The 12,638-nt window shown below is 71.7% G+C and carries 12 protein-coding genes; 4 read left to right on the forward strand and 8 right to left on the reverse strand.

Features of this window, described 5'->3' with window-relative positions:
- The first annotated feature begins 34 nt into the window (after positions 1-34).
- The 3 genes from ACGFW6_RS21410 (at position 35) to ACGFW6_RS21420 (ending at position 2,520) form a co-directional block, all read left to right on the forward strand.
- Positions 35-703, forward strand: coding sequence for an MOSC domain-containing protein (locus ACGFW6_RS21410; protein ID WP_393512026.1), 669 nt, complete (start codon positions 35-37; stop codon positions 701-703).
- Positions 704-849: 146 nt separating this feature from the next.
- A complete protein-coding gene (locus tag ACGFW6_RS21415; protein WP_393512029.1) occupies positions 850-1,623 on the forward strand; it encodes an SDR family NAD(P)-dependent oxidoreductase in 774 nt (257 codons plus the stop codon).
- Positions 1,624-1,827: 204 nt separating this feature from the next.
- The gene (locus ACGFW6_RS21420; RefSeq protein WP_393512032.1) at positions 1,828-2,520 is read left to right on the forward strand and encodes an ester cyclase; all 693 of its coding nucleotides are present in this window, start codon (positions 1,828-1,830) and stop codon (positions 2,518-2,520) included.
- A gap of 70 nt (positions 2,521-2,590) precedes the next feature.
- On the opposite strand, the gene groL is transcribed toward ACGFW6_RS21420, so the two are convergent.
- From groL to ACGFW6_RS21440, 4 genes are all read right to left on the reverse strand, one after another.
- On the reverse strand, positions 2,591-4,219 hold the full coding sequence (gene groL, locus ACGFW6_RS21425; protein WP_393512035.1) for a chaperonin GroEL: 1,629 nt from the start codon (positions 4,217-4,219) through the stop codon (positions 2,591-2,593).
- Between the two features lie 118 nt (positions 4,220-4,337).
- On the reverse strand, positions 4,338-4,646 hold the full coding sequence (gene groES, locus ACGFW6_RS21430) for a co-chaperone GroES (RefSeq protein ID WP_003998759.1): 309 nt from the start codon (positions 4,644-4,646) through the stop codon (positions 4,338-4,340).
- A 300-nt stretch (positions 4,647-4,946) separates the two neighbouring features.
- Positions 4,947-5,777, reverse strand: coding sequence for a polysaccharide deacetylase family protein (locus tag ACGFW6_RS21435; RefSeq protein ID WP_393512038.1), 831 nt, complete (start codon positions 5,775-5,777; stop codon positions 4,947-4,949).
- Positions 5,774-6,727 (reverse strand): polysaccharide deacetylase family protein, encoded by a 954-nt coding sequence (locus tag ACGFW6_RS21440; RefSeq protein WP_393512041.1) that lies wholly within the window; start codon positions 6,725-6,727, stop codon positions 5,774-5,776. The genes ACGFW6_RS21435 and ACGFW6_RS21440 overlap by 4 nt, the downstream gene beginning before the upstream one ends.
- 360 nt (positions 6,728-7,087) lie before the next feature.
- Between ACGFW6_RS21440 and ACGFW6_RS21445 the strand changes: the two genes are divergently transcribed.
- Positions 7,088-8,278, forward strand: coding sequence for a methyltransferase domain-containing protein (locus ACGFW6_RS21445; protein WP_393512771.1), 1,191 nt, complete (start codon positions 7,088-7,090; stop codon positions 8,276-8,278).
- Here the strand turns inward: ACGFW6_RS21445 and ACGFW6_RS21450 are convergent.
- The 4 genes from ACGFW6_RS21450 to ACGFW6_RS21465 all read right to left on the reverse strand — a co-directional run bounded on the left by ACGFW6_RS21450 (position 8,275) and on the right by ACGFW6_RS21465 (position 12,557).
- A complete protein-coding gene (locus tag ACGFW6_RS21450; protein ID WP_393512044.1) occupies positions 8,275-9,612 on the reverse strand; it encodes an RNA polymerase sigma factor in 1,338 nt (445 codons plus the stop codon). The genes ACGFW6_RS21445 and ACGFW6_RS21450 overlap by 4 nt on opposite strands.
- 46 nt (positions 9,613-9,658) lie before the next feature.
- Positions 9,659-10,015, reverse strand: a complete 357-nt coding sequence (locus ACGFW6_RS21455) for a YciI family protein (RefSeq protein ID WP_393512046.1) — start codon at positions 10,013-10,015, stop codon at positions 9,659-9,661.
- A 111-nt stretch (positions 10,016-10,126) separates the two neighbouring features.
- Positions 10,127-11,191 (reverse strand): LCP family protein, encoded by a 1,065-nt coding sequence (locus tag ACGFW6_RS21460; protein WP_393512049.1) that lies wholly within the window; start codon positions 11,189-11,191, stop codon positions 10,127-10,129.
- Between the two features lie 232 nt (positions 11,192-11,423).
- Positions 11,424-12,557: a LacI family DNA-binding transcriptional regulator gene (locus ACGFW6_RS21465; protein WP_393512052.1), complete on the reverse strand. Its 1,134-nt coding sequence runs from the start codon at positions 12,555-12,557 to the stop codon at positions 11,424-11,426.
- Positions 12,558-12,638: the final 81 nt, after the last annotated feature.

Raw genomic sequence — 12,638 nt, forward strand, 5'->3', positions numbered from 1 at the left:
GGACGCTTTGACCGCGGTCGCCTACCGTGCGGTCATGAAGCTTCTGTCTGTGAACCTGGGCCACCGGAAGTCCGCGCCGTACACCGATCACCCCGACGGCGTGACCGGGATCGACAAGCAGCCGGTGGAGGGCCCGGTGCGGGTGGCGGCGCCGGGGCCCAAGGGGACCGGGGGCAGCGGCGTGGCCGGGGACCAGATCTGCAGCCTGCGTCACCACGGCGGCGACGACCAGGCCGTGTACGCCGTGGCGCGTGAGGACCTCGACGACTGGGAGCGCGAGCTGGGGCGCCCGCTGGCGAACGGCGTCTTCGGTGAGAACCTCACGACATCGGGCCTGGACGTGTCCGGCGCACTGATCGGCGAGCGCTGGCGGATCGGTTCCGGGGTGGTGCTCGAGGTCACGAGCGGCCGGATCCCCTGTCGCACCTTCCAGGGGCATCTCGGTGAGAAGCAGTGGGTGAAGCGGTTCACGACGAAGGGCGCGCCGGGCGCCTATCTGCGGGTGATCGAGCCGGGCGAGATCCGGGCGGGCGACCAGGTGGAGATCGTTCACCGTCCGGACCATGACGTGACGGTGGCGCTCCAGTTCCGGGCGGTGACGACCGAGCGGACACTGCTGCCGCGTCTGCTGGCGGCCGGCGAGGCGCTGCACCCGGAGTCGCTGGAGGCGGCGCACAAGTACGCGGCGAAGCACGGCGCTTGACGTCCCGTCACCGAACGACCCCGTGGACCCGCGCGCCCACACCCGCAGGCGGGCCCGCGCGGCGGCGGTCTTCGCCCGGGCTTCACCGATCGGGAGGGCCTGTGCAGCAAACGGACCCACGTAGTCCGGGTCACTAACCTTGCGCCATGACAACGGCATTGATTACGGGATCGACCGCGGGTATCGGCGCCGCGTTCGCGCGGCGGCTGGCCTCCGACGGGCATGACCTCGTCCTGGTGGCCCGGGACACCAAGCGGCTGCGGGAGCAGGCGACCGAGCTGCACGACCGGCACGGCATCGAGGCCGAGGTGCTGACCGCCGACCTCGCCGAGGACGCCGGCATCGAGACGGTCGCCGCCCGCCTCGGCGACCGCAGGAACCCCGTCGACCTGCTGATCAACAACGCCGGCTTCGGCAACAAGGGCCGCTACCTCGACGTCACCATGGCCGACGAGCTGAAGATGCTCAAGGTGCACTGCGAGGCGGTACTGCGCCTGACGTCGGCGGCGGCGGAGGCCATGCGCGAGCGCGGACGCGGGGGCGTCGTCAATGTCGCGTCGGTCGCCGCCTTCGTACCGCGCGGGACGTACGGCGCGTCCAAGGCGTGGGTCGTGCAGTTCACGCAGGGGGCGGCCCGGGATCTGGCCGGGAGCGGGGTGCGGCTGATGGCGCTGTGCCCGGGGTTCGTGCGCACGGAATTCCATGAGCGGGCCGGAATGGGGACGGACAACATTCCGGGGTGGATGTGGCTGGACGCGGACAAACTCGTGGCGGCGGCGCTGGGGGACCTGGCGCGGGGCAAGTCCTTGTCCATTCCGGATCCTCGGTACAAGGCGTTGATGGGGGCGGCGAAGTTGGTGCCCCGGGGGATGCTGGGCGGGATCAGCTCCCGGACGGGGCGGAAGTACGGGCCGCAGTAGGGCGTCGGCGGCGGTTCCGCCGCGCGGGCCGCTGCTCGCCTCCTCCGGCGCGGTCGGCTCGGCCCACGTAAGGGTGGGCGGGGCCGGCGTCCGCTCGGCCGCCGCAGGTGGTCCTCACGCCGGGCCCGACAGGCACGGCCCCCGGCAGGCGAGGACAATGGAGATGTCCAGCCGCACCCAGCCCCACCGGGAGGCGACGGCGTCATGACCTTCGTGCAGCTGATCGATTGCAGGACCAGTCGGTTCGACGAGATGAACCGGCTGATGGACAGGTGGGTCGAGCAGACCAAGGGGAAGCGGACGGCGACGCACGACGTCATCGGGAAGGACCGGTCCGACTCGGGGCACTTCGTGGAGATCGTGGAGTTCGCTTCGTACGACGACGCGATGCGGAACTCGAACCTCCCCGAGACCGACCGGATCTTCCAGGAGATGGTCGCCCTCTGCGACGGGACGCCGACGTTCACCGATCTCGACGTCGTGCGGGACGAGCAGTTGAACTGCCTGGCCGCGCGGGGATTCTTCGAGGACATGGGGACGATGGCGCCGGAGGCCATCGGGGAGCATCTCACTGACGACTACGTGGATCACGATCCGTCGTATCCGCAGCCGGTGCGCGGTGTCGACGGGATCCGGGAGCAGTACGCCGGGTGGCGTGCCGCCTTCGACTTCACTTTCCGGATCGACGACCAGATGGCGCAGGACGACCAGGTGTGCACGCGCTGGACCTGGGCCGGGCGGCACAAGGGGGAGTTCCTCGGGATCACCGCGACCGGTCAGGACGTGACCATGCGGGGCATGACCTGGCAGCGGTTCCGGGACGGCAGGATCTGCGAGAGCCACTGGATCTACGACCGGGCCGGGCTGCTGGAGCAGCTGGGGGTGGTCGGTCGGTGAAGCCCGCGAAGGGGAAGGCCCCGGCCTCGCACGTGAGTGCGGGACCGGGGCCTGCTACGAGCGTCCTGGCTCAGTGGGCGTGCCCGTGGCCGTGGCCACCGGCCGCCGCCGGCTCCTCCTCTTCCTTCTTCTCGACGACCAGGGTCTCGGTCGTCAGAAGCAGGGAGGCGATGGAGGCGGCGTTCTCCAGGGCGGAGCGGGTCACCTTGACCGGGTCGATGACGCCGGCCTTGACCAGGTCGCCGTACTCGCCGGTCGCGGCGTTGTAGCCGCTGCCCTTCTCGAGCTCGGCCACCTTGGAGACGATGACGTAGCCCTCGAGGCCGGCGTTCTCGGCGATCCAGCGCAGCGGCTCGACGGCGGCCTTGCGGACCACGGCGACACCGGTGGCCTCGTCGCCGGTCTTGTCGAGGTTGCCCTCGAGGACCTTGACGGCGTGGACCAGAGCGGAGCCACCACCGGAGACGATGCCCTCCTCGACCGCGGCGCGGGTCGCGGAGATGGCGTCCTCCAGACGGTGCTTCTTCTCCTTCAGCTCCACCTCGGTGGCGGCGCCGACCTTGATCACGCACACGCCGCCGGCCAGCTTCGCGAGGCGCTCCTGGAGCTTCTCGCGGTCCCAGTCGGAGTCGGTGTTCTCGATCTCGGCCTTGATCTGGGCGACGCGGCCCGTGACGTCCGCGGAGTCGCCGGCGCCGTCGACGACCGTGGTGTCGTCCTTGGTGACGGTGACGCGGCGGGCGCTGCCGAGCACGTCCAGGTCGGCCTGGTCGAGCTTGAGGCCGACCTCCTCGGAGATGACCGTGGCGCCGGTGAGGACCGCCAGGTCCTGCAGCATCGCCTTGCGGCGGTCACCGAAGCCGGGGGCCTTGACCGCGACCGCGTTGAAGGTGCCGCGGATCTTGTTGACGACCAGGGTCGACAGGGCCTCGCCGTCGACGTCCTCGGCGATGATCAGCAGCGGCTTGGAGCCACCCGACTGGATGACCTTCTCCAGCAGCGGCAGCAGGTCCGCGATGGAGGAGATCTTGCCCTGGTTGATGAGGATGTAGGGGTCCTCCAGGACCGCCTCCATGCGCTCCTGGTCCGTCACGAAGTACGGCGACAGGTAGCCCTTGTCGAAGGCCATGCCCTCGGTGAAGTCCAGCTCCAGACCGAAGGTGTTGGACTCCTCGACGGTGATGACACCGTCCTTGCCGACCTTGTCCATCGCCTCGGCGATGAGCTCGCCGACCTGCTGGTCCTGGGCGGACAGCGCGGCGACCGCGGCGATGTCGGACTTCTCGTCGATCGGGCGGGCCGAGGCCAGGAGGTCCTCGGAGACGGCGGCCACGGCCGCGTCGATGCCCTTCTTGAGCGCGGCCGGGGAGGCACCCGCGGCGACGTTCTTCAGGCCCTCGCGGACCAGCGCCTGGGCCAGCACGGTGGCGGTGGTGGTGCCGTCACCAGCGATGTCGTTGGTCTTGGTCGCCACCTCCTTCACCAGCTGGGCGCCGAGGTTCTCGTACGGGTCCTCGATCTCGACCTCACGGGCGATCGTGACACCGTCGTTGGTGATGGTGGGCGCGCCGAACTTCTTGTCGATGACGACGTTGCGGCCCTTGGGGCCGATCGTCACCTTGACCGTGTCGGCCAGCTTGTTGACGCCGCGCTCGAGGGCGCGACGGGCGTCCTCGTCGAACTTCAGGATCTTCGCCATGACAGCGGGAGCCCTCTCGAAATCTGTGGGTTAAAAAGACACTGCGCCCCGGGCGCCCGGCTTCTTATGTGGTCGCGGGGGCCAGGGGCGCAGCTGGAAGCAAAATGCTCGAGGTGTCTTACTTCTCGATGATCGCGAGCACGTCGCGAGCCGAGAGGACGAGGTACTCCTCGCCGTTGTACTTCACCTCGGTGCCGCCGTACTTGCTGTACAGCACGATGTCGCCGGTCTTGACGTCGAGCGGCAGGCGCTCGCCGTTCTCGAAGCGGCCCGGGCCCACGGCCAGGACGACGCCCTCCTGGGGCTTCTCCTTGGCGGTGTCCGGGATGACCAGGCCAGAGGCGGTGGTCTGCTCGGCGTCGAGCGGCTGGACCACGATGCGGTCCTCAAGCGGCTTGATGGCAACCTTGGAGCTGGTGGTCGTCACGATCCGACCTCCCCCTTCGGAGATCTCACGGGGTTAACTGTCTGAGGTGGCGACCAGGTGGATCCGTCGTCGCGGGTGCCGGACCTGCCCGTCGCGTAGTTGGCACTCTCCAGTGGGGAGTGCCAGAGCCGAGACTATGACCGCGATTAGCACTCGGTCAAGCGGACTGCTAATTCGCTGCGCCGGCCGGGCCGCGTTCGGGTGACGGACATCGCCGTGGCCCTGCCCTGGGAGCCGCGCCCCCACACCCCCGCTCCGCCTGAACCGCCCCGTCCTCGAACGCCGGACGGGCCGCCGGGGCTACAGGTAGTCCTCCAGGCGCGCCACCGTCAGCCCCTGTCTCTGCGTCTCCCGCAGCAGCCTCGTGGTCCGCTCCCGCAGACTCAGCCCGGTCGGCTCACTCGAAGGGACCGACACGATGTCCCCGGCTCGCAGCCGTCCAGGGCCGTGCGCGTAGGTCAGTTCGCCGTCGCCCTCCATCGCCGCGCGCCACAGCACCACCGCCGTCACACCGCAGTCGGCCGCCGCGCGGAGCGTGGTGGTGTCGTACGTGCCGTAGGGCGGGCGGAAGAAGCGGGGGCGGATGCCGAAGCGGGCCCGGAGCTTGTTCTGCTGGCCGCAGATCTCGGCGCGCTGGCCGGCGTACGGCAGACCGCGCAGGGCGGCATGGTCGAGGGTGTGGTTCTGGATCGACGCGCCCACCGAGCGCAGCCGGGCGAAGTGGCCGTAGCCCGGGCCGACCACGCTGTCGGTGAGGAACATGCTGACCGGCAGCCGCAGCTCACGGACCATGTCGACGAAGCGGGGATCCTTCTCGGCGCCGTCGTCGTAGGTGAGGAAGACGACCCGCTCGCGGGTGGGGACGTGGTGCACGACGGGCAGCCCGCCCGCGGCCGGACGCGGCGCCCTGCGGGCGGGCGGGGGCGGCGGCGCGGGCAGCGGGGCGGTCAGGCCCCAGCGGCGGAACGGCTGTGCCTGGTGTGTGGGGTTCTTCGCCGAGTGCGCCGTCCGCTCGGCCGGCCCGCCGCGGGGGTCGGGCGCACCGGCCGGCCGGTCGCAGCCGGCGAGCAGGGCGGACGCCAGGACCACTGCCGCGAGGACGCGCTGCCCCGGCGTCCGCGCCGGTCTCACAGGTAGTCCTCCAGCCGTGCGACCGCGTACCCCTCGGCCGTCACCTTGTTCAGGAACCGGCGGATCATGTCGGGCATTGTGCCCTTCCAGTCCTCCCTGCCCCGGAAATGACTGAGCACGATGTCACCCGGTCGGATCCTCCGGTCCGGCTCGCGGTACTCCCAGTGGTCGACGAAGACCTCCTCGTTCCACAGCGGGACGTACTCGATGCCGCAGGACTTCGCGGCGCGCAGGCTGTCGCGGTCGTAGTTGCCGTAGGGCGGGCGGAAGAGCAGCGGGCGCCTGCCGTAGCGCTCCTCGATGACCTCCTGCATGCCGCAGATCTCGTGCTGCTGGCGGCGGTAGGAGAGGGCCGGGAGGTAGGGGTGGTGCAGGGTGTGGTTGTTCAGGACCACGCCGCTGCGCTGCATCCGCCGGAAGTAGCCGTAGTTCTCCCTGATCAGGTAGTCGCTGAGGAAGGCGGTGTACGGCACCTGGAGATCGCTCATCATCCGCAGGAAGGTCGGGTCCTTCTCCGCGCCGTCGTCGATGGTGAGGAAGACGACCCGCTGCTTGGTGGGGACGGTCGTGAAGACCGGCGGGAGGCCGAGTTCCTCGTGTCCGCCGACCTCGAAGCCGTCGCGGGTGGTGATCTCGGCCTTCCTGGCGGGGGGTGGCGGGGGCGTGAGCGGGACAGCGTCCAGGCGCCAGCGCCGGGCGGCGGCGACACGGGCCGCGCGGGCCTCCCGCGCCGACTGGAGCTTCTTGGCCTGCGAGTCCGGATCGGTGACCGGTGGCGGGGCCTTGAGCGGCTGCCGGCTCGGCGGGGAGCCCGCGGCCTCGGGCCCGCCTTCGGGCCCTCGCACGCCGCTCGGCCCCGACGCGCCGCCCGCCCAGGGTCCGGCTCCGGTCCCGGATCCGCCGGGCTGTGCGCAGCCGGAGGCGATGGCGGCCGCGACGAGCACGGCCATGACGCCGTGGACGCGCGTGCGCCGGGCCGTCCGCTGACGGCGCCCTACGGATACCGCCCCCTTTACGGGGCTTTTGTCATTTTGTACTACTAGTCGCATGGAGCCGGATCCTGGCAGGCCCCCGCCCCGATCCCGGGCCGACACCGCCGCATCGGACGGACCATCCACCGACTGGCCCACACGCACGGGCGGGGCGGGCGCCCGAGGCCGACGGCGTACAGCGCGCCCGCGCACCCGAGGCTGAGCAGGGGTGCCCCGCATGCCCGGCGGTGAGCGACCGGAGCCGCACGGCCGACGGCGGCCCGGTGCCCGGGCCTGCCCCGGCGCCATGAGCGGGCCCGTACGCCGCCCGCGCCGCGCCTGGCCGACAATGTCCCGGTGAACGACCACCTCGCCTCCCTCTCCCTGCTCCTCACCCCCGAGGGCCGCGGCCTCCTCGACGCCGTCCGTGACACCGACCCCGCCGACGAACTCGCCGTCGCCACCCGGCTGCGCCGCGAGCACCCCGCCGAGCTGGTGTCGGCGGCCCTCGGCCAGGCGCGGCTGCGGCAGCGGGCGGTGGCGAAGTTCGGGGCGGCGGACGCGGGACGGATGTTCTTCACGCCGAACGGGGTCGAGCAGTCGACGCGGGCGAACGTGGCGACGTACCGGGCGGAGCGGATGCGGGAGCTGGGCATCGGTTCGGTCGCCGACCTGTGCTGCGGGATCGGGGGCGACGCCATCGCGTTGGCGCGCGCCGGGATCCGGGTGCTGGCGGTCGACCGGGACCCGGCGACGGCGGCGGCAGCGCGGGCCAACGCCGAGGCCCTCGGGCTCGCCGGCCTCATCGAGGTGCGGGAGGCGGACGTCACCGAGGTGGACACCAGCGGCCACGACGCCGTGTTCGTCGACCCCGCCCGGCGGGGCGGCCGCGGGAGGATCTTCGACCCCGAGGCGTATGCGCCGCCGCTGTCCTGGGCCGTCGAGGCGGCGCGCAAGGCGGCGCACGCCGCCCTGAAGATCGCGCCCGGCGTCCCCCACGAGGCCATCCCCGACGACGCCGAGGCCGAGTGGATCTCGGACGGCGGGGACGTGAAGGAGGCGGTGCTGTGGTTCGGCACCGCCCCCGGCGCGATCCGCGCCACCCTGCTGCCGGGCCCGCGCCCGCTGCTCTCCCGCGGCCTGCCCGACCCCGAAGTCCGTCCCGTCGGACGGTACTTGTACGAGCCCGACGGCGCCGTCATCCGCGCCCACCTGGTGGCCGAGGTCGCCGACGAACTGGACGGCGGGCTCGTCGACGCGACCATCGCGTACGTCACGGCCGACGAACTGCGGCCGACGCCGTACGCGACGGCGTACGAGATCACCGACCAACTGCACTTCAGCGTCAAGAAGTTGAAGGCCCTGCTGCGGCAGCGCGAGGTCGGTGTGCTGACCGTCAAGAAGCGCGGCTCCGCCGTCGAGCCCGAGGAACTGCGCAAGAAGGTCAGACCGCAGGGGCCGAACGCGGCGACGGTGTTCCTGACCCGGGTGGCGGGGGCGCCGACGATGCTGGTCGGACGGCCCGCCTAGGCACCCTCGGCGTCCGCCGCGCGTCTGAGCAGCATCTCCCGCTCCGGCTCGTTGCGGGTCAGCGTCGCCGCGCGTTCGAACTCCGCCCGTGCCTCCGCCGTACGGCCCAGGCGCTGGAGCAGGTCGCCGCGGACGCTCGGCAGCAAGTGGTAGTCCCGCAGCGCCGGTTCGGCGGCGATGGCGTCGACGATCGCCAGGGCGGGCTCCGGGCCCTCGGCCATCGACACGGCGACCGCGCGGTTCAACTCGATGACCGGGGAGGGCACTCGGGCGGCGAGGAGGCCGTAGAGCGTGGCGATGGTCTTCCAGTCGGTCTCCTCGTAGGTGTACGCGTGCGCGTGGCAGGCGGCGATGGCCGCCTGGAGCGCGTAGGGGCCGGGGGCGCCGGTGGCTGTGGCGTCCGCGCGGGACAGGGCCGTGATGCCGCGGGCGACGAGCATGCGGTTCCAGCGGCCGCGGTTCTGGTCCTTCAGCAGGATCGGCTCGCCGGTCGGGCCGGTGCGGGCCGCCGCGCGGGACGCCTGGAACTCCAGGAGGGACGTCAGGGCGTGCACCTCCGGCTCCTTCGGCATCAGCCCCGACAGCACCCGGGCCAGCCTCAGCGCGTCCTCGCACAGACCCGGGCGCAGCCAGTCGTCGCCGGCCGTGGCGGCGTACCCCTCGTTGAAGATCAGGTAGATGACGTCGAGGACGGAGCCGAGGCGGGCCTCGCGGTCGGGGCCGTAGGGGACCTCGAAGGCGACGTTCTTCGTGGCGAGCGTGCGCTTGGCGCGGACGATGCGCTGGGCGACCGTCGCCTCCGGGACCAGGAAGGCCCGGGCGATCTCCGGGGTGGTCAGGCCGCCGAGCAGGCGGAGGGTGAGGGCGATCCGGGCCTCCGGCGACAGCACCGGATGACAGGTGGTGAAGACCAGGCGCAGCAGGTCGTCGTCGATGTCGTCGGGGTCGGAGGGCTCCTCCGGGGGCGCCGTCGTCTCCAGGTCGCGGCCGATCTCGGCGAGCTTGCGGGCGTAGTTCTCGCGGCGGCGGATCAGATCGACGGCACGGTGCCTGGCGGCGGCCATGAGCCAGGCGCCGGGGTTGTCCGGCACACCGTCGCGCGGCCACTGCTCCAGCGCGGCCACCAGCGCGTCCTGCGCGAGTTCCTCGGCGATGCCGACGTCGCGGACCAGGCGGGTGACGGCGGCGATGACGCGCGGGGACTCGATACGGAAGACGGTCTCGACGGTCGCGGCCGGGTCGGCGGGAGTACGGCCGGCTGCCGTGGGCCGGGGCGCGGCGGCTGCGGTGGGCTGAGGCCCGGCGGGCGCGGTGGGCTGGGGCTGTGGTTCCACAGCCCACCATCAGACACCCGTACGGCTACGGAGCCAAGGACCCGCCTCAGCCCTCGGCGATCTCCCGCACCTCGCAGGTCACCGTCCACTCCTCGCCGTGCACCTTGACGAACCGCTTGGTCCACTCCAGGGCCTCGGCCATGTCCTTGCACTGCATGAGCGCGTAGCCGCCGATGACCTCCTTGGACTCGGTGAAGGGACCGTCGGTGACGGAGATCTTCCCGCCCTCCCAGTGCACGCGGCTGCCCTGCGCGGACGGCGTCAGTCCGGCCGTGTCGAGCATGACGCCGGCCTTGGTGATCTCCTCCATCAGCTCGCCCATCCGCTGCATCAGCTCAGGGCTCGGGCCCTCGGCGGGCGCGGTGGACTCGTCGATCTTCACGAGCGACAGGTAGCGGGGCATGGTGGCTCCTCGGTGGTGCGGGACCGGGTCCTTCCTGGCCTCTCACCCCCTGCGTCGAACGGCGGACCGCCCGATCGACACGCTCCCCGGAATTCTTCGAGGATTTTTTTCTCACCTCAACGACTCCCACAGCTCCCCCGCCTCCGGCTCGTCGGCCACCACCCGGTTGTGGTCCGACGGCGCCGGTACGACCGGCATCATCACCGTCCGCACCGCGTCCGACGTCAGACCGCTCAGGCTGCGGCCGAGGCTCACCAGCTCGGTCAGGGAGTCCAGGCCGGTGTCGGTGGTCAGGCCGGCCGTCACCGCGTCGGCGACCCGGTAGAGCCTGGCGGGGTCGGTGAGCAGGGAGGTGGCGGAGATCTGGTCCAGGAGCGCCTTCACCAGTGTCTGCTGGAGGCCGATGCGGCCGAGGTCGCTGCCGTCGCCGATGCCGTGCCGGGTGCGGGCGAGGGCCAGGGCCTGCTCGCCGTCCAGGTGATGGGTGCCCGCCTCCAGGGTGAGGTGGCTGTCCTCGTCGTCGATGTCCTCGTCGGTGGTGACGGTGACGCCGCCCAGCCCGTCCACCAGCTTCGCGAAGCCGGAGAAGTCGATCTCGAGGTAGTGGTCCATGCGGATGCCCGTGACCGCCTCGACGGTCTTGACGGCGCAGACGGGGCCGCCGATCGCGTACGCGCTGTTGAACATGGAGTCGTACGCCACCTCCGTCGACCCGCCCGACGGCAGCGGGCAGGACGGCCGGGTGACCAGGGTGTCGCGCGGGATGCTGACGACCGTCGCTTCGGTGCGGCCGGCGTCGATGTGCACGACCATCGCGGTGTCGGAACGGGCGCCGGTGCTGCTGCCGCCGCCGAGTTGCCGGTTCTCCTCGCCACTGCGCGAGTCCGAGCCGAGGACCAGGATGTTCAGGGAGCCCGTGGGCAGCGGGGACGTGGAGGCGGAGGGCGCCGGGGTCGTCATCGCTCTCGGCGGGCGGTTGTCGCCGAGCGCGCTGTTGATGTCGACGCTCTTGATGTTGTCGTTGAGGTGCCAGTACACCCAGCCCGCCGCGGCGACGGCCAGGGTCAGCAGTCCGGCGAGGAGAAGGCCGACGGTCCTGAGCGCTGTCGACCGCCGGCCCGGCTGTCTGCCGTCGTCCCCGTCCGTTTCCCGCTCGTTCGCGCCAAGTCCCGTCATAGGGAGGAACGTACGTCCGAATTATTACGGGCGGGGACGCCAGAGCCGCTTTTCTTCGGAAATTCTCAGACTTCGGGGTCGAACCGGCCCCGATTCAGGACCCGTTGACACCGGACGCCCCATAACCACCGCCGGAGACCAGCCCGTTGTCGAAAGTTTCGTCCGTGCCACCGACTGACTTCGGTGCGCGGTGAAGGCGGCGCGAAACACCCGCCCCTGCGGCAACAGACCCCTACCGCTGCACCGCAGGCGGCTCCCCCGTACTGCTGCGCACCACCAGGCTGGTGGCCAGCTCCACCCGCGTCGCCGCCGGCGTCCCCTCCTCCCGCGCGAGGTCGAGCACCAGCTTCGCCGCGGCCTCGGCCATCTCGGTCAGCGGCTGCCGTACGGTCGTCAGCGGCGGCCCCACCCAGCGGGCGACCGGCAGATCGTCGAAGCCGACGACGCTGAGGTCCTCCGGGATGCGCAGCCCCAGCTCGCGCGCGGCCTCGTACAGCCCGAGCGCCTGCAGGTCGTTGCCGGCGAAGACGGCGGTCGGCCGGTCCGGGCGGCGCAGCAGCTCAAGGCCCTGCCGGTAGCCGGTCTCGTGGTGGAAGTCGCCGGGCCGGACCAGGTCCTGGTCGACCGGCAGCCCGGCCGTCTCCAGGGCGGCGCGGTAGCCGTCGAGGCGGGCGCGGCTGCACATCATCCGGGACGGACCGGTGATCGCGGCGATCCTGCGGTGGCCGAGCTCGACCAGATGCCGGGTGGCGGCGAGCCCGCCCTGCCAGTTGGTGGCCCCGATCGACGGCACGTCGGCGCCCGGGTCGCCCGCCGGGTCCATCACCACGAACGGGATCGAACGGCTGGTGAGCAGGGCGCGCTGGGACTCGTCGAGGCCGGACAGCACCAGGATCACGCCGTGCGGGCGGCGGGCGGCGACCTGGTCGGCCCAGGTCCGGCCCGGGGTGAGCCGCCCGGCGCTCTCGCTCAGCACCACGCTCAGGCCGGCGTCGCGGGCCACGTTCTCCACCCCCCGGATGACCTCCATCGCCCACGCGCTCTCCAGCTCGTGGAAGACCAGGTCGATGAGCGGCGAGCGGCTGGCCTCGGCCCGCCGTCGCCGGTAGCCGTGGGCGCGCAGCAGCTCCTCGACACGGCTGCGGGTGGCCGGGGCGACGTCGGCACGTCCGTTGAGGACCTTCGAAACAGTCGGCGCGGACACACCGGCCTCGCGGGCGATCTCGGCGAGCGTCGCGGTCTGCGTCGACCGGCCGGCCGTCGGTGCCGTCGTCGTGGTCGTCCGGGTTTCCGACGTTGTCGACCGGCTTTCCGACTCTGCCGTCCGGTCTGTCGTCCGGGTTTCAGCGGGCTCACGGGCTGTCATGGCGGCGATCGTATCCCTGCGCGACCTCTTGACGAACCCTTCTCGCCGCACCTAGGTTCCGGAACATTCGAGGTGAATAAC

Source organism: Streptomyces sp. Y7 (genome assembly GCF_043195415.1).
Taxonomy (GTDB): domain Bacteria; phylum Actinomycetota; class Actinomycetes; order Streptomycetales; family Streptomycetaceae; genus Streptomyces.